21 protein-coding genes are annotated in these 19,941 nt (G+C 29.1%); 8 read left to right on the top strand and 13 right to left on the bottom strand.

Going from position 1 to position 19,941, the window contains the following annotated elements; all coding sequences use genetic code 11:
- The first annotated feature begins 21 nt into the window (after window positions 1–21).
- On the top strand, window positions 22–1,086 hold the full coding sequence (locus NHF47_RS10270; RefSeq protein WP_252764833.1) for a glycosyltransferase family 9 protein: 1,065 nt from the start codon (window positions 22–24) through the stop codon (window positions 1,084–1,086).
- Here NHF47_RS10270 and NHF47_RS10265 read toward each other — a convergent pair.
- Window positions 1,083–1,898: a glycosyltransferase family 2 protein gene (locus tag NHF47_RS10265; protein WP_252764832.1), complete on the bottom strand. Its 816-nt coding sequence runs from the start codon at window positions 1,896–1,898 to the stop codon at window positions 1,083–1,085. The two genes, NHF47_RS10270 and NHF47_RS10265, sit on opposite strands and share 4 nt — an antisense overlap.
- Window positions 1,899–1,922: 24 nt before the next feature.
- Complete coding sequence (locus tag NHF47_RS10260) at window positions 1,923–2,684, bottom strand: lipopolysaccharide kinase InaA family protein (RefSeq protein ID WP_252764831.1); 762 nt, start codon at window positions 2,682–2,684, stop codon at window positions 1,923–1,925.
- An 81-nt stretch (window positions 2,685–2,765) separates the two neighbouring features.
- Between NHF47_RS10260 and NHF47_RS10255 the strand changes: the two genes are divergently transcribed.
- Window positions 2,766–3,566 carry a glycosyltransferase family 2 protein gene (locus NHF47_RS10255; protein ID WP_252764830.1) on the top strand — a complete coding sequence of 267 codons (801 nt, stop codon included), beginning with the start codon at window positions 2,766–2,768 and terminating at the stop codon, window positions 3,564–3,566.
- Here the strand turns inward: NHF47_RS10255 and NHF47_RS10250 are convergent.
- Window positions 3,563–4,672, bottom strand: coding sequence for a glycosyltransferase family 4 protein (locus tag NHF47_RS10250; RefSeq protein WP_252764829.1), 1,110 nt, complete (start codon window positions 4,670–4,672; stop codon window positions 3,563–3,565). The two genes, NHF47_RS10255 and NHF47_RS10250, sit on opposite strands and share 4 nt — an antisense overlap.
- A 189-nt stretch (window positions 4,673–4,861) precedes the next feature.
- On the opposite strand from NHF47_RS10250, the gene NHF47_RS10245 reads away from it, so the two are divergent.
- Window positions 4,862–5,782, top strand: coding sequence for a glycosyltransferase family 2 protein (locus NHF47_RS10245; RefSeq protein ID WP_252764828.1), 921 nt, complete (start codon window positions 4,862–4,864; stop codon window positions 5,780–5,782).
- A complete protein-coding gene (locus NHF47_RS10240; protein ID WP_252764827.1) occupies window positions 5,779–6,957 on the top strand; it encodes a glycosyltransferase in 1,179 nt (392 codons plus the stop codon). The genes NHF47_RS10245 and NHF47_RS10240 overlap by 4 nt, the downstream gene beginning before the upstream one ends.
- Here NHF47_RS10240 and NHF47_RS10235 read toward each other — a convergent pair.
- The 3 genes from NHF47_RS10235 to NHF47_RS10225 are packed head-to-tail and all read right to left on the bottom strand — an operon-like array spanning window position 6,941 to window position 10,398.
- On the bottom strand, window positions 6,941–8,089 hold the full coding sequence (locus NHF47_RS10235) for a glycosyltransferase (protein WP_252764826.1): 1,149 nt from the start codon (window positions 8,087–8,089) through the stop codon (window positions 6,941–6,943). The genes NHF47_RS10240 and NHF47_RS10235 overlap by 17 nt on opposite strands.
- Window positions 8,090–8,092: 3 nt before the next feature.
- Window positions 8,093–9,346 carry a glycosyltransferase gene (locus NHF47_RS10230; RefSeq protein WP_252764825.1) on the bottom strand — a complete coding sequence of 418 codons (1,254 nt, stop codon included), beginning with the start codon at window positions 9,344–9,346 and terminating at the stop codon, window positions 8,093–8,095.
- Window positions 9,343–10,398: a glycosyltransferase family 2 protein gene (locus NHF47_RS10225; protein ID WP_252764824.1), complete on the bottom strand. Its 1,056-nt coding sequence runs from the start codon at window positions 10,396–10,398 to the stop codon at window positions 9,343–9,345. Before NHF47_RS10225 ends, NHF47_RS10230 begins: the two co-directional genes overlap by 4 nt.
- A gap of 166 nt (window positions 10,399–10,564) precedes the next feature.
- Here NHF47_RS10225 and NHF47_RS10220 point away from each other — a divergent pair, with 166 nt between their 5' ends.
- The 4 genes from NHF47_RS10220 to NHF47_RS10205 all read left to right on the top strand — a co-directional run bounded on the left by NHF47_RS10220 (window position 10,565) and on the right by NHF47_RS10205 (window position 15,010).
- Entirely contained in the window at window positions 10,565–11,125 is a 561-nt protein-coding gene (locus tag NHF47_RS10220; RefSeq protein WP_252764823.1) for an L-threonylcarbamoyladenylate synthase, read from the top strand.
- Window positions 11,126–11,200: 75 nt separating this feature from the next.
- A complete protein-coding gene (locus tag NHF47_RS10215; RefSeq protein ID WP_252764822.1) occupies window positions 11,201–12,619 on the top strand; it encodes a CCA tRNA nucleotidyltransferase in 1,419 nt (472 codons plus the stop codon).
- A gap of 47 nt (window positions 12,620–12,666) precedes the next feature.
- On the top strand, window positions 12,667–13,680 hold the full coding sequence (locus tag NHF47_RS10210; RefSeq protein WP_252764821.1) for a heme A synthase: 1,014 nt from the start codon (window positions 12,667–12,669) through the stop codon (window positions 13,678–13,680).
- A gap of 52 nt (window positions 13,681–13,732) precedes the next feature.
- On the top strand, window positions 13,733–15,010 hold the full coding sequence (locus tag NHF47_RS10205; protein ID WP_252764820.1) for a hypothetical protein: 1,278 nt from the start codon (window positions 13,733–13,735) through the stop codon (window positions 15,008–15,010).
- On the opposite strand, the gene NHF47_RS10200 is transcribed toward NHF47_RS10205, so the two are convergent.
- From NHF47_RS10200 to NHF47_RS10170, 7 genes are read right to left on the bottom strand one after another with little or no spacing between them, the layout of a single operon-like run.
- Window positions 15,007–15,762 (bottom strand): LytTR family DNA-binding domain-containing protein, encoded by a 756-nt coding sequence (locus NHF47_RS10200; protein ID WP_252764819.1) that lies wholly within the window; start codon window positions 15,760–15,762, stop codon window positions 15,007–15,009. The genes NHF47_RS10205 and NHF47_RS10200 overlap by 4 nt on opposite strands.
- An 11-nt stretch (window positions 15,763–15,773) precedes the next feature.
- Window positions 15,774–17,264 carry a glycosyltransferase family 39 protein gene (locus tag NHF47_RS10195; protein WP_252764818.1) on the bottom strand — a complete coding sequence of 497 codons (1,491 nt, stop codon included), beginning with the start codon at window positions 17,262–17,264 and terminating at the stop codon, window positions 15,774–15,776.
- Between the two features lie 28 nt (window positions 17,265–17,292).
- Complete coding sequence (locus tag NHF47_RS10190) at window positions 17,293–17,661, bottom strand: 2TM domain-containing protein (protein ID WP_252764817.1); 369 nt, start codon at window positions 17,659–17,661, stop codon at window positions 17,293–17,295.
- A 1-nt stretch (window position 17,662) separates the two neighbouring features.
- Window positions 17,663–17,968 (bottom strand): 2TM domain-containing protein, encoded by a 306-nt coding sequence (locus NHF47_RS10185; RefSeq protein WP_252764816.1) that lies wholly within the window; start codon window positions 17,966–17,968, stop codon window positions 17,663–17,665.
- 6 nt (window positions 17,969–17,974) lie between these two features.
- On the bottom strand, window positions 17,975–18,277 hold the full coding sequence (locus NHF47_RS10180) for a 2TM domain-containing protein (protein ID WP_252764815.1): 303 nt from the start codon (window positions 18,275–18,277) through the stop codon (window positions 17,975–17,977).
- Between the two features lie 2 nt (window positions 18,278–18,279).
- Entirely contained in the window at window positions 18,280–18,603 is a 324-nt protein-coding gene (locus tag NHF47_RS10175; RefSeq protein ID WP_252764814.1) for a 2TM domain-containing protein, read from the bottom strand.
- A 2-nt stretch (window positions 18,604–18,605) separates the two neighbouring features.
- Window positions 18,606–19,940: a 2TM domain-containing protein gene (locus tag NHF47_RS10170; RefSeq protein WP_252764813.1), complete on the bottom strand. Its 1,335-nt coding sequence runs from the start codon at window positions 19,938–19,940 to the stop codon at window positions 18,606–18,608.
- Window position 19,941: the final 1 nt, after the last annotated feature.

Genomic DNA, 19,941 nt, shown 5'->3' with positions numbered 1-19,941 from the left:
TTTTAGCACAAAAAATAAGCCATGAAATTTTTAATCATTCAACAAAAACGCATTGGAGATGTCTTAACTTCTTCTATTTTAGCTAATAATCTAAAAAAAGCGTATCCAAATGCTCAAGTAGATTATATGTGCTATGCTAACTGTGTTGATGTATTAAAAAATAATCCTAATATTAGCAACATCATTGTATTAGAAGAAAAAGTAAGAAAAAATTACTTTTCCTTATTTGAATTTATATTTAAAATTAGGTCTAAAAAATACGATGTAGTAATAGATGTATACAGTAAATTAGAAACCAATTTAATCACTCTTTTCTCAAAAGCGAAGAAGAAAATTTCATACAAAAAATGGTATTCTACAATCTTTTATAATTACAATATTGAAAGACAAACTCTAAAAGGAGAAAATCAATTAGGATTAGCTATAATTAATCGTATTGAATTACTAAAACCTATTATTTCAGAAGAAATAACCGACTATAAACCTAAAGTTTTTCTAACAAAAGAAGAAATAGAAAACGCTAAAAACTATATTGCTAACTTTCCTTTAAATAAAGAGCGGCCTAATTACATGATTGGAATTTTAGGAAGTGAATGGTACAAAACGTATCCTTATGAAAAAATGGCTGAATTGTTAGACTTTATTGTAGCACAAACTCAAGCTAATTTATTTTTCAATTATATTCCAAAACAAAAAGACGATGCTTTAGCAATTTATAATCTTTGTAAGGAAAACACTAGAAAAAATATCTTTTTTGATTTGTATGCCACTGATTTACGTTCTTTTCTAGGAATTTTATCACAGTGTGATGCGCTTATAGGAAATGAAGGTGGTGCTGTAAATATGTCTAAGGCATTAGAAATTCCAACTTTTTCTCTATTTTCTCCTAGTGTGAACAAAGAAGCATGGCAAATCTTTGAAGATGAAAAAAATGTTTCTATTCATTTAAAAGACTTAAAGCCAGAAATTTACGAAGAATTTGATGAGAAATATATTAAAGAAAATACGTTCAAATACTTCGAAGAATATCCAATTCAATTAATTAAAGAAAAATTAGCTCACTTTTTTAAAGCTATTGGTAATTAATAATATTGATCAATTCCTTTTTCGATTTTTATAACATTATACTTTTTATTGTAAGCTCTAATGGCATTATTGTTTTTCCAAGTTTCAGGAGATGCATAGCCTCTTTTGTGATCTAAATGAATGCAAATGGCACTATATCGAATTTGTTTGGCTAATATTCCATAATTAAAAAGACGTTCTCCTACTTCTCTATCTAAACCTCCATATAACATCTCTTCATTAAAACCATTAATAGCCAATAAATCTTCTTTAAAACAAGAAGTATTATGTCCATTAAACGTTTTTTTAGTTGGTGTAAGCCAATTCATTAATACGGCGAACCAATTCCATTTGGTTAGTTTAGATAGCTTAAAAGACTTTTTAAGTCCTTGTTTAGTAAGCCATCTAATGGAAAAAGCTTCTTGCTTCCGAATGTGAGAAGGATCAATCAATTTTGAGATTGACATGGGCAATTTGAAATAACCACCTGATAAGAAATATCCTTTTTCCTTACTTTTTAAATGTTGTGCTACAAAATCGTTTCGTGGAATACAATCTCCATCCGTAAAGATGAGATAATTCGTATGGGTTTGTAGAATGGCTTTATTCAGTATTTTACATTTTTGAAAGCCATCATCTTCATGCCAAACATGCAATATTGGATGTAAAAAAGAAGCTTTAAAAGAATCAATAACAACTTTAGTTGCTGATGAAGAACCATCATCGGCAATAATTAATTCAAAGTCTGGCTCTGTTTGAACGGAATATCCTAAAAGGACTTTTTCAAGCCATTCCTCTGAATTATAAGTAGTGATTATTACAGAAACTTTCATGAAAAGATTTATAAATTGAAAGTACTACTTTTTCCAGAATTTTAGTTTCTTTTTAATTCTTTTTTTACGATGAAAACGGTATTGAAAATCTGAGGTTAATTTCCATAAGGTTGTAAAAATCAAACTTTCATCTTCTCCTGTAATTTTAGCATACTCATTACTCATTGTAACAATCATCTCTTTTTTATGCGTAATTTTTGAAAGATTTTTCATTCTTGTTTGAAAATCGATATTTTTATGAAATTTCATACGATTTAAATCTACTAGAAAAAAAGAATAACTTCCATCCCTTTCTTTACGAATTAAAGTATTACCTGGAGAATGATCTAAAAATTCTACTCCTTCTCTGTGCATAAAAGAGGTAAAACGGATAAACTGTCTTATGATTTCTTCCCTATTTTCAAAATCTTCGTTTTGGACAATCGCCCTAAATTCAAAAACATTTTCTAGATGTTCACAAGCATAATAACTCTCCTTTAATCCTATTAAGTCAAATTTTTCATAAAAAGCAATTGGTTTTGGTGTACCAATTTGCAATTCAATTAATTTAGAAGCAAACTCATATGAACGTCTGGCTTTAGATTTTCTAAAATAACGATACGCAATTTTATTGATGAGATTCGGTTTTTTAAAAGATTTAATATTTACAACTTCAGTCTCTATTTTAAAAAGTTTAATCGTATTGCGCGAACCTGCTACAAAAATTGTTCCTTTTTTAGTGAAATTTTCAATACAATCTAGTATTTCAGAAGTATATTTTTGGTAAGCTTTAGAAATCGTTATCAAAGTTGTTATTTTTTCTCAAAAGTAGATATTGTGTTTAATAATTCCAATTAATTCAATATTTTTACCAAAAAAAAAATTGGAATGACTCCGTATCCTAAGTGTTCTTTAATAACTCCTACATACAATTGGCCCCAAGCATTAGAATTATTGCTTTTAAGCATTAAAAATCAAACCGTTTTACCAAACGAAGTTATTATTGCAGATGATGGTTCTAGGCATGAAACTACAGATCTTATTTCAAAATTTCAAAAAGACTTTCCAGTTCCTTTAATTCATATTTGGCATGAAGATAATGGCAATCAAAAGCCAAAAATTATGAATAAAGCTATTGCAAAAGCACAATATGACTATATTATTGAAATTGATGGTGATATTATAATGCATAAGGACTTTGTAAAAGATCATCTAAAAAATGCGAAAGAAGGTCAATACTTATTTGGTTCGAGAGTAAATATAAAAAAACAAATTTTAGATTCTATTTTTACTAATAAGACTATAATTTTCAACTTATTTTCTAAAGGAATTAAAAAAAGATTAAGAACACTAAGAATCCCATTTTTAATGCTTTTTGAGAAACAACATACACAAATCTCAAAAAAGTTAAGAGGCTGTAATATGTCTTTTTGGAAAAAAGATTTTATACAAATAAATGGTTTTAATGAAAGTTTGATTGGATGGGGAGTTGATGATTCAGAAATGATTCAAAGATTACATAATATTGGTATAGTTGGTAAAAGATTAAAACATTCAGGAATTGTCTTTCATATTTATCATCCTGAACAAGATAAAAGTCATATTGCTATAAATGATGCAATGGAAGATGAAGTTCGAGAGAAAAAGATAAAGTTTACAGAAAAAGGAATTAACCAATATTTAGATTAAGACACTTTTAATAGTTTTTCAAATTCAGTTTTAATTTGATTTGCAATATAAAACGCTGAAAATTTTGTTTTAACTATCTCAATATTGGTTTCTGAAAAATCTTTCTGTAATTTTTTATCATCCAATAATTCGACAATATTTTTGCCTAGCTTTTTTGCTTCTTTAATTTCAGCAGAAAAACCATTAATTCCATCCTGAATAATATCTGGAACGACTCCTACTTTTGTTGCTACTACTGGTGTACCAATTAACATGGCTTCCAAAAGCGAAGTTGGTCCACCTTCTCTTTGCGAAGTAAGTAAAAAAACATCAAATTGATTGTTCAAAGTGGAAGCGTTCTTTATTTTATTCATAAAAATAATATCTTTAAATACTTTCTTTTTAACAGCGTGTTCTTTGAGTTTATCCGTCTTTTTTGAAAACTCTCCTACTTGAACAAAAACAATATCATTTCTTTTATGAACGTGTTTAATTTCTGCTAAAACATCAATTAAAGTAAATAAATCCTTGGCATTGGTATGGTTTGCAATATTACCTACCAGTAATTTATTATCTGGAATATTGTAAAGCTTTCGTATATTAATATCACTTTTTAAATTCAAAATATCTAAAGAAACACAATCGTTAATAACAATTGTTTTTTCTTTCATTTTAGCATCAAGCGTTTTACCAAATGATTCTTCTACCATTTTAGAAACACATAAAATTGCATCAATTCTTTTACTATTGTATTTTATCTTACTCAAAAAACTACCGCTAACACCAACCCCTTTTTTTGAAAATACAAGTTTACCTTTAATTTTAAGAAAGAAATTGGTCAACAGAAAAAACATCAGTGAATCACTGGTATGCAATTGAATAATATCTGGATTTTCTTCTTTTGAAATTTTTGACAAATGCCTGTAATTACTAAAACTTTTCAACTTTTTTTCCTGAAAAGGAATAAAAGTAATCGCATTCTTTTGGCATTCTGATTCTAAAACAGAGTTTTTTAAGCCACAAACAATATTTTGAATTCCTAATGCGTTAAGCATAGGTAAAATGTATATAATTTGTTGTTCATTTCCTCCCCAGCCTTTAGCACCAGATATATGCAGTATTTTCATAAGAAGTAGTATAGAATTTAGCTCTTAATTTAACCATAAAATCAGTATTAAATTTTGAACTATATATGTATTGATAATAGCTATTCATAAAATTATTTGTTACTTTGCTAACAAATCATTTGACATTGTAAAACTAGATAAAAATATATAGAAATAAAACTATATATTTAACTTTACTTAAAAAAATAAATGTTGGATTTATCTATCATAATAATTAATTATAATACTAGTAACTACACTATTCAATGTGTAGAAAGCATTATTAAACATACTTCAACACATCTAATTTATAATATTATAATAGTTGATAACCATTCTAAATCTAATGATTACAATGCATTAAAAAACTATATAACTGAATTAAACAATCCTTCTATAAAACTTCTTAGAAACCATTTAAATACTGGTTTTGGCGGTGGAAACATGATAGGTTGCCAGTTTTCAGATGCTACCTATTATGCATTTGTAAATAATGATTCGTTATTACTAAATGATTGCTTTTCAATAATTATTGAAGCCATGAAAAGCCATGATAACTTCGGAATTTGCGGACCACAAAGTTTTAAAGAAGACGGTAGTTTGTTACCAACTCTAGATCATTTTTCATCTCCATTAAAAGAACTTTTTGGACGTTATTTCTTAGAAATTATAAATCCAAAAAAATATCCAAAAAGAAAATTAGAATATAAAACTCCTCAAAGAGGACAATTCGTATCTGGAAGTTTTATGGTTGTACGTTCTGAAGATTTCTGGAGTGTAGGTGGCTTTGATACCAATATATTTTTATATCAAGAAGAAACAGATTTATGCATTCGATTAGCAAAAATTAAAAAATATGCTTATTTAATTCCCAATGCTAAATTCATTCATTTTCATGGAGCAAGTACCCCAAAATCGATTGCGATTAAAACAGAATTAAAAATTTCACTCTTGTATGTGATTCGAAAACACTATGGTTACCTTAATTACCGAATTATATTATTATTCTTACAAATAAAATATTTTATAAAGAGTATTCGAAAACCAAAATATTGGCCTTTATTTAAAGTTCTTTTTAGAGGTGGAAGATTAAATGATTCTTTAAAACATAAACAAAACAACAAAGAATGATCTCGTTTAAACATCTTTTTTCTAAAAAAATAGATTTTGATTTAAACTCTTTAATAAATGGTGAAAGGTATGATGCATCTAAAAAAACAATTGTTTTTATATCGAATGCAATTCCTACTTATGATAAAGATTCTGGATCAAATAGACTTAAGGAAATTATTTTAGCCTATGTCCAACTTGGATATAATTGTTTTTTAACTTTTACATCATCTGAGAATGACAATAATTATATTGAGTTTTTTAAAAATGAAGAGGTAATCCTATTTTCTGAACTTAAAAATAAACAGACAACCCTTTCTTTTTTAAAAGCTATTCCAAAGGTTGATTTTATTTGGTTTTATGGACCAAACACTTTAAAAAGACATTTCCAATATGTTCATAAAACGATTCCTGAAGCAACCACCTTATATGACATGGTTGATATTCATTTTTTGCGTTACAAAAGAGCTATTGAACTAAACCCAAAAAGGATTTCCTTAAAGAAAAGATATAAAAAGTATTTCCATATTGAAACTGTAGTAGCCAAAAAAGTTGCATTAGTCATTACCATTTCTGAACAAGAAAAAGAATTTATGAGTACTTATATAGCGCCTCATAAAATGATGACAATCTCAAATATTCATTATCCAAAAATAAGTTTACATAAAACTTTACCTTTTGAAGAAAGAAAAAATATTCTCTTTATTGGTTCAACTCACACTCCCAATATTGATGCTTTATATTTTCTATTTGAAAAAATCATGCCTAAAGTATGGGAAAAATTACCTCAGATTGCAGTAGATGTAATTGGTAATTTAAATACCGAAATTAATGATATTGTGCATCCAAATTTTGTTTTTCACGGCTACATTCCTGATATAGAAACGTATTTTACATCCTCAAAATTTATGGTAGTCCCTTTACGCTATGGTGCTGGTGTAAAAGGCAAAATTGGACAGTCATTTGAATATTATCTTCCATTAATTACAACTGCAATTGGTGCTGAAGGCATGTTTTTAGAGCATGAAAAAAATGCATTAATAGCCTCTTCAGAAGAGGATTTTGCAAATGAAATCATTCGATTGTATAATGACAAAAATCTTTGGTTACAACTGCAAAGCCATTCTGAAGAAAGTTTAGCTCCATTTTCAAGAACGACTTTGCAAAAAACATTGCTATCTATTGATCAACTGTAAAGATGTGATCTAATTCTGTGTAGGTTGCTTCAATAGAATGATTGGCTATAAAAAAAGACTTTGAATCTTGTGCATGTTTCTCGTAAAAAGTCTTATCCTGAAGTAGTTGAGTTACATAGTTGGCAAATTGACTCGAATCGTTAGTCATTAAACAACCATTGTTCGTTTTGTTCAACAAACCGTCAATACCTCTTTCATTACAAACAACAGGTAAACCGTAGGAAAGCGCTTCCACCACTTTGATTTTCAGACCTGTTCCACTAAGCATGGGGCAAATAGCAATTTTCGAAACTTTATAAATACTATCTAAATCTTCAATAAATGCAATTTTAGTAATATTATCTCCGTCTGGGCAAAAAGAGACAACCCTTCCTACTACTACTATTTGTATGCTTTTATCTAATTTTGGGTACACTTCAGTAAAAAACCATTTGGCTGCTTTAATATTGTGTTCATTATTACTAGCAACATAGACGATATCATATTTCTTAGCTATTTCAGATGCATCAAAATGCGTTTTCAAGGTATGTGTTACAATTGAAACAGGTTGGTCTAAAAATTGGGAAAAAACATACTTTTCTTCATTAGAAATTACCAAGACTTCGTCGAATTTGTTTAAAAGACGCATTTCCGTTTCGAAGTATTTACCCAATTGAAAATCTTTAGTATGCTGAAATTGAGACGTTAAAAAATCATGGGTATCAATCACAAATTTTACATTTGGTTTTACTTCTTTAATATTATCTATTAAGTTAGCCCAATACGCATAGGATATCAAAATAAAATCATATTCCTTTTGCATTGCAATTTCTTCAAACAACTTTTCTTGACCAAACCTTCTTCTGTCAAACTCTTTTATTTTTTTAAAGATTTTTCGAGGTAAAGAGTACATAAAGAAATAACGCAATTGATTTTTCTTTCTAGATAGACTTTTTAATAAATACCCCTCTTTAATATATCTTTCATTTTTTAAATTAGAAATGTCTTCTTGTTGAAAGTTATCGGCATAAACCCCAACAAAATCAACTTCAATGGCACGTGATTTAAAATATTCTAAAAGCGCTAAAGCTCTCGCATTATTGCCTTGGTTTTTTAAAAGTGGGTTTTCTGGATAAAAATATAATAATCGCATAGTTTAATTTTGCTTTTCATTTAATTGAGTAATAAAGCGGAACCATTTCTCGAACACCGCTTCTTCTGTATATTTTTTTACGGATTCATGGCCCATGAATCCCATTTTTTTTCTCAATTCTGAGTTTTGAATGAGTTCTTCCAATTTGTGTTGCATTTCAGTAATATCATTGGCTAAAAAACCATTCTTTTCATTTTGAATTAATTCATTTACACCAGAACAAGATTGAAAACCAATTACTGGTAAACCAACAGCCATTGCTTCGGTTAAAGCTAAAGGAAAACCTTCATATTTACTAGGAAAAAGAAAAATGTCAGCCTCTTTTAATTTTTCTAGAGGTTCAGGAGTAAATCCTTTGAAAAAGATTCTATTTTCTAATTGCAATTGGGCGACTTGTTCTTCTAAAATTGCTAAATCGTTGCCCACACCCCAAAATTCTAAATTCCAATTAGGATATGTGGCTGCTATTTTTGAAAAAATATGAATGGCTACATCCTGCTGTTTGCAACTACTATTTAAAGAGGCTATATTAATTATTTTATAAACTTTTTTGGGTATTTCATGATGAACTATTGTATTGATATCCATTTGAATTACTGGATTTGGAATAGTCACAGCTTCACCACTAAATGTATCAGGAAGAAAAGCTTTATAACTATCAAATAAAACTTGGATGCCTGATAAATGAGCATACGCCTCTTGTAACAATCTCATTTCAATTTCAGAGCGATACCACAATAAATCCGTATAATCATAGTCGGGTCTTCCATTTACTGAATTTAGTATAGGAATTTGTATCTCATTTCCAAAAGTGATTTCTACTAGTGAACTTATAGACATGGTAATAATAACATTAGGCTTACTGTTATTTAAATAATTTTTCCAAAGTGTAGCTCTTTCTTTAAGATTATGAGTATAAATACCTTCAATGCCACCGTGTTTTTTTAATACTTTTTTATTATATATTTTATCTCGTTTCTTTTTCAGCTTGTAATACAGCCAAAAAAAAGGATTATAGCCTTTGTAATTGAAAAGAGTAATTATCTCTTCTTGAATAAATGTTGGATTAAATAGATTATCAATGGTAACTTTTGAATTTAAATAAAACATGGGTTTTCCAGAAATATTTTCGTCATTAGTAGCTACGATTACTTCGCAGTCTTTCTCAACTAAATTATTTGCTAAAAAACAAGCTATTTTTTCAGTTCCACCAGCACTATTCAAAAAATTTTTATGTTGGACAATTACAACTTTCATTTGGCAAAATTGGCATTAATTCGATTTCGTAAATACTTTCTATATTTCGAAATAGGGATGATATTAACCATTTTTAGTTGCGCTTTATAATTAAAAAAATGCAATTTCTCTTTAATTTTCAATAACAATACATGCTTTCTATAATATTTTTCAAATTTTTCAACATCATTTGCTTTCAAAAACTGAAGGAAAGGCTTACTTAGTTTTTTTATATCTGTATTTGATATAAATGGTGCTATATGAGTAATATAAAACTCTTTAATTAATACCTGTAGACTTTGTTTTTGATAGGTATCAAATGGCATCGCTAAAAACCTTAATTCAAAAGGTTCGTGTTCTAAAAATAAAGCCAGATGTAACGCTTTGGTTTGGTATAAATTGTTTTGAGTATAGAAATTTTCTAAAATTTCTAACCATTTTGGAATTTGATAGAGTACTTGCTCCTTGTTTTTGTTAATCGTAATATGGTTTTGATTTTCATGTTCTCTATAATTGTAAATACCTAAAGGATTTTTTGCAATTTTATCCGTTAAAGCTAATAATTGATGCGAAAACAAGCCATCTTCACAAGGTTGAATTTTTTCAGGGAAACGAATGGTAGGATGTTGTTTTAAAAAATCATGCTTCAAAAATTGAGCACAAGTAGGCAATGCGGAAACTTTGGTTAATTTACAATAATAGTCACCAACGATAACAATATTTGCGTCTTCGGCTTTTGCTACTTCACGAGAAGTACGAATAAATTCAGCATCAATAGTATCATCTGAATCCATAAAAAAAACATACTCTCCTACAGCAACAGAAAGTCCGTTATTTCTAGCTATTGATACTCCCGAATTTTGTTGCTCTATTAATTTTATGTTTTGATTTTGCTGTGCAAACTGTTTACAAATCGATAACGAATTATCTATAGATCCATCATCAACTAAAATAATTTCAATATCCTTATAGGTCTGATTTAATACGCTTTCAATAGCTTCAGAAATATATTTTTCAACATTATAAACAGGAATAATTACTGAAACTAAGATAGAAGGATTACTAAGATGCATTAGTTGTAAAATATTAAAGCATCAAATATAGATAAAAATTAACAATTGCTTTGCTTATAAATCTTGAATTTAAAGACCAGCTTTTACTATTAATGACACATTATAAGTATTTAATTAAATATATTTGCAAAAAAAATGATTTATATTTTCTATAAGTATCTATAAGATGAATACAGAAGTACACCAAGCATTTGAAGTTATTAAAAACGGAGGAATTATTCTCTATCCAACAGATACCGTTTGGGGAATCGGTTGTGATGCTACGAATGAAGAGGCTATCAAAAAAATATTTGCTTTAAAACAACGCGAAGAAAGCAAAAGCATGATTGTTTTAGTAAATGGTGAACGTATGATGCATCAAGTTTTTAATGAAATTCCAGAAGTAGCTTGGCAAATTTTAGACTTTTCTGAGAAACCAACCACCTTAATTCTTGATAAACCCAAAAACGTTGCTAAAAATATAGTTGCTGAAGACAATTCATTAGCTGTACGAATGGTTACCGAACCTTTTTGCTATAAATTAATGGAACGAATGAAAAAACCTTTGGTTTCTACTTCTGCCAATATATCTGGAATGCCAACACCACAATCTTTTAAAGAAATTTCTCCTGAAATTTTAAAAGGTGTCGACTATGTAGTAAATTTGCATCACGATAAAATTTGCAAGACTCCTTCGACCATTATAAAACTAGGTTTAGATAGCCAAGTTAAAATTATTAGGAAATAAATTAATATGCCAATTTATAATTAGTCAATGTGTCACTATAAATTGACTAATTTAAATATTGACTAATTTAAAAAAATGAATTACAAACAACATCTCGATCATAAAATATTTGAAATCGTTTCTAAAGCTGCGGCTGAACTCCAATTAGATTGTTATGTAATTGGCGGTTATGTAAGAGACATTTTATTAGAGCGAAATCATAAAAAAGATATTGATATTGTTGCTGTAGGCAGTGGTATTGATTTAGCATTGAAAGTATCCGAATTACTTCCAAACAATCCCAAAGTACAAGTTTTTAAAAACTATGGAACAGCCATGTTACGTTATAAAGATATGGATATTGAATTTGTAGGCGCTCGAAAAGAGTCCTATAACAGAGACAGTAGAAAACCAATAGTTGAGAACGGATCTTTAAAAGACGACCAAGAAAGACGAGATTTTACTATAAATGCACTAGCTTTTTCCTTAAATAAAACTAATTTTGGAGAATTATTGGATCCGTTTAATGGTGTGGCTGATTTAAAAAATAAAATTATTCGCACGCCTTTAGATTCTGATATTACCTATTCTGATGATCCCTTACGAATGCTAAGAGCCATTCGTTTCGCTACTCAGTTAGACTTTGAAATTGAGAAGGAATCCTTAGATGCAATTTCTCGTAATAAGGAACGTATAAAAATTATTTCTGGAGAACGTATTGTAGAAGAGTTCAATAAAATTCTTTCCACTGAAAAACCATCTATCGGATTTTTATTATTACATCAAACTGGGTTATTAGACATTATTTTACCAGAGTTGACGGCTTTAAATAGCGTTGAAGAAGTAGAAGGTCATACTCATAAAAACAATTTTTACCATACCTTAGAAGTAGTTGATAATATTTGTCCCAATACCGATGATGTATGGTTGCGATGGGCAGCTTTATTACACGATATAGGCAAAGCACCTACGAAAAGGTTCAATAAAAAACAAGGTTGGACCTTTCATGGTCATGAATTTTTAGGAGGAAAAATGGTAAAACGTATTTTTGAACGTTTACACATGCCTTTGAATCAAAAATTAAAATTTGTGCAAAAAATGGTTACTATGAGTTCAAGACCTATAGTATTAGCTCAAGATATAGTTACGGATTCGGCAGTGAGAAGATTGGTCTTTGATGCAGGTGAGGATGTAGAAAATCTAATGACCTTATGTGAAGCTGATATTACTACGAAAAATCCTAAAAAATTTAGCAAATATCATAACAATTTCAAGATTGTGCGTCAGAAAATCGTAGAAGTTGAAGAAAGAGATCACGTACGTAATTTTCAACCACCTATAACGGGTGAGGAAATCATGAGTTTGTTTGGTTTAAAGCCAGGAAGAGAAATTGGAACACTTAAAGAAGCTGTAAAAGAAGCCATTTTAGAGGGAGAAATTCCAAATGAATATGAAGAAGCTTTGGCATTTGTAATTCAAAAAGCAGAAAGAATGGGGTTGCAGAAAGTAGATTAAATGTAACTTAACTTATATTTTCATTCAAAACTGAATGTAATTAATTTATGAAAAAATATTTTTTACCAATAACTAAAATTGCGTTAGTACTTGTATATCTGGTAATTGTTGCAGGTGCTTTGGTACGTATGACAGGTTCTGGAATGGGTTGCCCTGATTGGCCAAAATGTTTTGGTTATTATATTCCACCCACAGAAGAGAGTGAATTATTGTTTACTCCTAACAGAGTTTACAAAAAGGGAATGGTAATTATAAAAGATGAAACACTTTTGGTTGCCAAAACAGATTTTACCACTACAGCAACTTTTTCAAATGACGATTGGGAAAAATATACCAAACATAATTATGCTATTTTTAACCCTTCACATACTTGGGTAGAATACATCAATCGCTTGTTTGGTGCTTTAGCAGGAATTGCTTGTTTTGCAAGCTTTATTGTTTCTTTTTGGTTTTGGAAAACTAATAAAAAATTAATACTCTATACTTTTACAATTTGCATTTTAATGGGATTTCAGGCTTGGCTGGGAAAAACAGTGGTAGATTCGGTCTTAAATCCAGTAAAAATTACAACACATATGTTGGTCGCATTTTTAATTGTCGGACTTCAATTGTATTTAATTTTTTATTTTCAGAAAAGTAAATCGAGGGCAGTAACATTCCATTCTAAATTTAAAAGGGCTTTAGTAATTACATTGGTTTTAACCATAATTCAAGTGGTTTTAGGAACCGCTGTTAGAGAACATATAGATACCCTTTCAGAAACTGGTTTACCAAAAGAAACTTGGTTACAAAGTCCTACTCTATCGTTCTATATTCACAGGAGTTTTTCTATTTTGGTTACTCTTGCTATTGCCTATTTAGTGTATTTAAATTCCAAATTAAAATTGGGTTATACTAAAATAAAATTTGTAATAGGTATTGTTCTATTTGAAATTTTATCAGGTATTGCGATGTATTATTTCCATTTCCCTTTCGGGTCACAAACCTTACATATAGTATTATCCTCCTTATTGTTTGGTTTTTTATTCTATTTGGTTTTAGAGAGTACTCAAAGAAAATAAATTTTGTAACTTTTTGTACATTGAATCGTTTTAAATGATAAACCGATTCCGTATGAAAAAGTACCAACTAACATTTATATTTCTTTTATTTATTCATATTCTACGTCCTTGTAGTATGTATAAAGTGACAAAGAATGGTGTCACAATTGTGGGTTGCAATGAAGATGCTTGGAGAATTACTCCGCACATTTGGTTTGAAATAGGGACAAATACTACTTTGGGTGCGGCATTTACAGGTTCCCGATACGATGGACAAAATGGATATGCTCCACAATCTGGAATGAATGAATATGGATTAGTTTTTTCACGACTAGCTTCTTACCATCCTAAAATTCAAACCTCAATATTCGATTCAAAATTACAAATTACTAATCCCACACAATATTTGAAAAATATTTTACATACGTGTAAAACAGTGGACGAAGTAAAAAATTACATTCAAAAATATGACCAAAGTTTTTTTTTAGAGGATGTATTCATTTACATTGAAAAATCAGGTAAATATATAATTGTGGAACCTTATACAATAATTACGGGTAACGATTGTCAATATGTGTTGTCCAACTTTTGTCCCTCAATTACATCTTCTGAAAAAGCTGAAAAATTAGAACGTTATAGAAATGGAGTTCATTTTTTAAAAAACAAATTAGAAACTGATTTGGATTTTTGCAAAAAAGTTTCCGATACTATGCATGTTTGTAGAGATAAAATTGGTGATGGAACTTTACTAACTTCCATTTGGAATACAAACGAAGGTATTGTCAACTTATATTTTTATCACAATTATAGTACAACCGTTCAATTTAATTTACAAGAAGAACTTTCAAAAGGAAATCATTCGTATCAAATCAATCAATTATTTCCAAAAAACAAAGAATTTGAAAGCTTAGAAGGATACAAAATTCCCCACAATACTAATAGCATTCGATTTATTCTACTTTCTTTTGGATTATTTTTTATTTGTAGTAGTTTTTATTTTTTATTCAGTTATTTTAAAAGAAGAAATCAAGTTGAATATAATTTTATAAAATTGATACTGTTCTTTTTTGGACTATTTTTATTTTATTATATGTATGTTTTAAACACTACAATCTCCATTTTTTACTTTCCTTCACCCTATCACCATAGTTCGAATACTTTTATTACAATGTCTTCCTATATTCCATATGTATTAGCTATAAGTATTCTCCCTTTTCTTTATATAAATTATAAATTAGCATTAAAAAAATCGTGGAATGTATTTACCTTTTCACTTTTTAGTTTGAACAATCTTATTTATCTCTTTTTAATTGCTTTTTTTACCTATTGGATGTTTTACTTTACCTATTAATTAATCCAAGTTTTAAAATCATTGACACGTTCTCGGGCTACAATAACCTCATCTTCTTTATAAGAAGGAAGTATGATTTTTAGTCGAGAATTGGTATGCATTTGAATTTCTTTAATTCCCTTTAAGGGTAAAATGAATTTTCTATTAATGCGAAAAAAATCTTTGGGATTTAAATCATTTTCTAATTGCTCCATAGTAGTGTCTAGTAGATAATCTCTATTGTCAAATGTATGTAAGTAAGTTCCTTTATTTTCGCTAAAAAAACATTCTACTTCTTGAATTGGAATTACTTTTATTTGTTGGCCAATTTTCACAGAAAAGCGCGATTTATAGTCTCTCTCCACTGGATTGACTAACATTCTCTTAATAGCTTCAAAGTCTAAACTCACGGCAGTATTGGTAGTTGATCTTGCTTTAAATTTGGTTACAGCCGTTTCTAAATCGTCTTCATCTATTGGTTTTAATAGATAATCAATACTATTTAATTTAAAAGCACGTAACGCATATTCATCGTAAGCAGTGGTAAAAATAACAGCACTTTTAATGTCTATTTGTTCAAAAATTTCAAAAGACAAACCATCTGATAATTGAATATCTAAGAAAATTAAATCGGGATGTGCGTTATTTTGGAACCAGTTAATAGATTCTTCCACAGAATGCAACATTTGATTGACTTCTAATCCTAGTTTTTCTACTTTACGCTGCAACAATCTTGCTGCTGGTTTTTCATCTTCTATTATAATAATGTTCATTTGCTCTTTTTTTAATCAAATACATGGCTTTCTAAGGTAGGCCAAATTTCTTTTATTGTTATTTTTGGTTGCTTACAAAGATACACCGGAATATTATTTTCCTCGTCTATCGCATATTGATGTTGAATTGTTTTTTGAAGTTGGTACGCTCCAAAAACTTTTTCAATTACTGGTTTTTCAATACCTAATGTTATTACAATTTCACCCGATGTTTTTCCAGGTCCCCATAACCAAAAACTACCATGACTACAAACGGGTTCGGGTAAATTATATTTTTCTCCTAAAATAGACAAAGCGCCAGCTTCTCCATAATTTTCAGCTAAAAGAATACACTTTTGTTTTTCTTCTTCAGATAATGAATGATACATAGAAGCAATGCATTTAACTTGCTCTTCCCAACCAAACATATCGGCATAATCACTTGTTAAAATATACCTTCCACTTTCTTGTGGTTCTAATTTTTCATAGGTTATATACTCTTGAATAGGTAAAATAGGTATCGATTTTGGAATAAAATAAAAGGACAATAATGAAATACAACCCACAATACTATACAAAATTATGTTCCTATTTACCGTTAACTTTTCTAATTTATAGGCTCCAAAAGCAAATACTACTGGATAGGCAGCATAAAAATAATATCCTTTAGATTTTAAAACCCACATTAGTAAAAATACGAGTATAAAAGTAAAACCAATAGTTTTGTAGTGTTGAATTGATTTATCAAAAAACAAAGCCCAAAGACCAATGAGAGCAAGAAGTAGCGTAAAGGGTGCGTGCAATTGATTTTTTACAAAATCAAATGTATCCAATTGCTCTAATTGTATTTCGTTTAACTTTTGAAAATGCTTTAGAATAGGAAAGTCATGCGATATTTGCCAAATGATATTAGGCAAAACAATTACCAAAGCAAGTAAGCCCGTTAGATAGAACCATTTATTTTGTATGATTTTTTTCCCTTGCGTAAGTAGTATGCTAACTAGAATACTTGCTAATAAAATAAGTATTGTGTATTTGTTCATAAAACCAATAGCTAACGCTAAACCTGTATAAAACAAATATTGATTTTGCTGTGTTTTTAAAAAACGAACTAAGAAATAAAAACTGATTGTCCAAAATAATTGATCAAAAGCAACCGGTTGAAACAACATATGATTTCTATAGAAAGCAATAAAAATTACTATTGAAAGTCCAGATAAAAAGACGGCTTTTTTCTTACCTCCTATTTCAATAGCTATCATACAGCATAAGACTAAAATACCAATTCCTGCTACTGTTGGGAATAATCGTGTTCCAAATAAAGAATACCCAAACAAAAAATGAGACAATTTACCTACAAGTGCTATAAAAGGAGGAAATTCCAAATACCCCCAATCAAGATGTTTACTCACTGAAAGATGTAGTAATTCATCTCTGTGGAATCCATAGTTTTGATTACCAAAACAATGAATTAGTAATTTAAAAAGGGACAATCCCAGAATAATGGGCCAATATTTTTTCATCCTTTATGGCGTTGTTTCAAATGCATACTTATTCCCATCTTTCGTCTTTCTCTTTTTCCATTAATTCTTTAATCTTTTTGGATTCCCAATCATTCCCCAGAATAAAATTAGGTAAAAAAACAGATAAAAAATGGGCTAACAAACCAATTCCCCAAAAGATTGCTGTAAAAAAATTGTGCCATTGAAAATAGCTTTCTCCTTCTTTTAAATTTTGAATGTTAACAATAACTATCATAATATTAATTACTACATACACTAGAGCATGAGTATAAAAACTCTTAATTCTTTTTACACGTCGTAATGCTTCCTGATATTTAATTTCTTCTGGAGTCGTTGGGTAAAAATCAATTTCTCCACTTCTATCCATTCTTCTTTGTATTCTATCTTGTAAGCTCATTTTATTCCAATTTATTGTTTTGTTCTTCTTCTTCTTGCATAAACTGCTGTATTTTTCTCTCTTCCCACGCTTTACCAAAAACCGGTAACGAATAAAAAACAACGATTCCATGAATCGCTAGACCAATACCCCAAATTAAAAGTTGCCAGTAAAACCAATAATCAAACCAAAAATCATTGGGATAAGTTATGATATTGATGATATATAAGGCTAAATTGATGATTACAAATGAAATTGCATGACCAAAAAATCCTTTTATATGCTCTACTCTTTTTTTGGCTTTATAATAGTGTATATCTTCTCTCATTTCCATTTATTGATATTTCGTATTTTCCTTTTTTTCTTCTTCCATAAACTGTTTGATCTTCTTTTCTTCCCATTCTTTATTAAAAAATGGAAAAAAATCAAAAGCTTTCATAGCTTGAAAAAAGACTCCTAATCCCCAACCTAGCATTGGATATAAAAACCATAAATGTTGAGGTGAATATCTTAAGTTAATAAAAGCTAGAACAGAAATAACCAAAATATAACTGATTAAATTTCCGTAAAAACCTTTAATTTCTTTTACCTTTTTTTGTGCTTTTTGATAGCGTTCAAATTCATTATTCTGTTGCATAACTACTTCCAATTTTGTTTTTTATTTTTTTCTTCTTCCATAAGTTGTTTTACCTTTTCCTCTTCCCATTGGGTTCCTAAAAAGCGTTCTCCTAAAAACAAACGAATCCCTTGTACTGCAATAACAAATGTCCAGCACCACATAAAAAACTCGTTAATGAATCGGATAGGAAAAAAATTAATGGGCACTCCAAAATACGTTTTCAAAACATAAACGATTACTCCAATGCAATAGATAAATAAATGGATATAAAAGTTTTTTATTTTTTGAACTTTTTCTCTAGCTATAGTTTCTAAAATTATTTTTGCGTCTTTTTCTCTTTCCATGATTATTTCCATTTTGCTTGTTCGTTCTCTTCTTTTTCTAAAATCTCACGAATTTTTTTCTCTTCCCAAGATTTGCCATAACCAAAGGTTTCCAACGCATGAAAAGTTACTCCCAATCCCCAACCTAGCATTGGGAACCAAAACCATTGAAAACCACTGGTTTTATAATTTATGAAAATTAAAACTGGAATAACACAGCAATACGAAATTAAATTGCCATAAAATCCTTTTAATTTTTCAACACGTTCTTTTGCTCTGGCATACGCCATTTTTTCAGAATATATATTTTTTGATTCCATAATGGTAACTTGTTTGGTTAAAATAGGTAAGAAAACTTTAAAATGAATGTCATTTTCTTCCACTAATACGTTTCTTTTGGTTAAAATAGCATATCGGTTCACAATGTTTTGTAGTCCAACACCTTTTCGGTCTTGTAAGACTTCTTTCTTTTGAATGTTATTACTAATGGTTAATTGGTTGTCTTCAATGGCAATGGTGATATGCAAAGGTTTTGATTCACTAACTACATTGTGTTTGATACAATTTTCTAATAATAACTGAAGTGATAACGGTACAACTTTAGCGTCTTCATTATTCAATTTATCAGGTAATTCATAAGTAATACTATTTTCAAATCGCATTTTTAACAGATTCATGTAGGTTTTGGCAAACTGTAACTCTTCATCTACCGAAACCAATTCTTTATCTCTTTGTTCTAAAACATAACGGTAAATTTTAGATAAGGAAGTGGTGAAGCGTTGTGCATTATCTGGATTTTCTTCTATCAACGAACTTAAAACATTCAAACTATTAAATAAAAAATGAGGATCTAACTGGTTTTTCAAACTCTCAAATTTTGCAGAAGCTGTGCCAGCAATGATTTTTTGCTCTTTTAATTTGTTTTCCTGATACGCCTTATAGAAATAAACCAAATGCACTATCAAGGTGACAAACACTGTTACAATCATAGCTACCAAATAATTGGAAGGCTTTTCTGTTTTAAAAAATTCATCAATTGTTTTATTTTCAAACCCTACCTCTTCTAACATTCGAAGTAAAAAAATGATGAATCCAGAAATAGCAAAAGATGCTAAAAAACCTACTACCAATCTTTTTAACTGAAATCTGTTTTTTTCAAAATGCTTATCTAATTGAATAAATACAAGAGCATTTGCAGTATATAAAACTACTGTATAAAGCATTGTAAAGATAAAATTCCACTTCAAGTTTTCTAATCCTGGTAATTTTTGATTGATTACAAAATTTATAATTTGCAACCCTAAAAAAATCACAACACCTAGTACAAATGCTTTTTTTATTTCTTTTAGATAAGTCATT

This window comes from Flavobacterium sp. NRK F7 (genome assembly GCF_024054195.1).
In the GTDB taxonomy this organism is placed as follows: domain Bacteria; phylum Bacteroidota; class Bacteroidia; order Flavobacteriales; family Flavobacteriaceae; genus Flavobacterium.
Note: the sequence above shows the minus strand (reverse complement) of the source record. Positions and strands in the feature narration are given on the sequence as shown.

Coding starts and splice junctions, on each gene's coding strand:
- NHF47_RS10170 (WP_252764813.1), bottom strand. CDS start 19,940: ATGACTTATCTAAAAGAAATAAAAAAAGCATTTGTACTAGGTGTTGTG.
- NHF47_RS10200 (WP_252764819.1), bottom strand. CDS start 15,762: ATGAACATTATTATAATAGAAGATGAAAAACCAGCAGCAAGATTGTTG.
- NHF47_RS10185 (WP_252764816.1), bottom strand. CDS start 17,968: ATGAGAGAAGATATACACTATTATAAAGCCAAAAAAAGAGTAGAGCAT.
- NHF47_RS10220 (WP_252764823.1), top strand. CDS start 10,565: ATGAATACAGAAGTACACCAAGCATTTGAAGTTATTAAAAACGGAGGA.
- NHF47_RS10215 (WP_252764822.1), top strand. CDS start 11,201: ATGAATTACAAACAACATCTCGATCATAAAATATTTGAAATCGTTTCT.
- NHF47_RS10195 (WP_252764818.1), bottom strand. CDS start 17,264: ATGAAAAAATATTGGCCCATTATTCTGGGATTGTCCCTTTTTAAATTA.
- NHF47_RS10240 (WP_252764827.1), top strand. CDS start 5,779: ATGATCTCGTTTAAACATCTTTTTTCTAAAAAAATAGATTTTGATTTA.
- NHF47_RS10180 (WP_252764815.1), bottom strand. CDS start 18,277: ATGCAACAGAATAATGAATTTGAACGCTATCAAAAAGCACAAAAAAAG.
- NHF47_RS10190 (WP_252764817.1), bottom strand. CDS start 17,661: ATGAGCTTACAAGATAGAATACAAAGAAGAATGGATAGAAGTGGAGAA.
- NHF47_RS10225 (WP_252764824.1), bottom strand. CDS start 10,398: ATGCATCTTAGTAATCCTTCTATCTTAGTTTCAGTAATTATTCCTGTT.
- NHF47_RS10230 (WP_252764825.1), bottom strand. CDS start 9,346: ATGAAAGTTGTAATTGTCCAACATAAAAATTTTTTGAATAGTGCTGGT.
- NHF47_RS10255 (WP_252764830.1), top strand. CDS start 2,766: ATGACTCCGTATCCTAAGTGTTCTTTAATAACTCCTACATACAATTGG.
- NHF47_RS10265 (WP_252764832.1), bottom strand. CDS start 1,898: ATGAAAGTTTCTGTAATAATCACTACTTATAATTCAGAGGAATGGCTT.
- NHF47_RS10245 (WP_252764828.1), top strand. CDS start 4,862: ATGTTGGATTTATCTATCATAATAATTAATTATAATACTAGTAACTAC.
- NHF47_RS10210 (WP_252764821.1), top strand. CDS start 12,667: ATGAAAAAATATTTTTTACCAATAACTAAAATTGCGTTAGTACTTGTA.
- NHF47_RS10235 (WP_252764826.1), bottom strand. CDS start 8,089: ATGCGATTATTATATTTTTATCCAGAAAACCCACTTTTAAAAAACCAA.
- NHF47_RS10205 (WP_252764820.1), top strand. CDS start 13,733: ATGAAAAAGTACCAACTAACATTTATATTTCTTTTATTTATTCATATT.
- NHF47_RS10175 (WP_252764814.1), bottom strand. CDS start 18,603: ATGGAAAGAGAAAAAGACGCAAAAATAATTTTAGAAACTATAGCTAGA.
- NHF47_RS10270 (WP_252764833.1), top strand. CDS start 22: ATGAAATTTTTAATCATTCAACAAAAACGCATTGGAGATGTCTTAACT.
- NHF47_RS10250 (WP_252764829.1), bottom strand. CDS start 4,672: ATGAAAATACTGCATATATCTGGTGCTAAAGGCTGGGGAGGAAATGAA.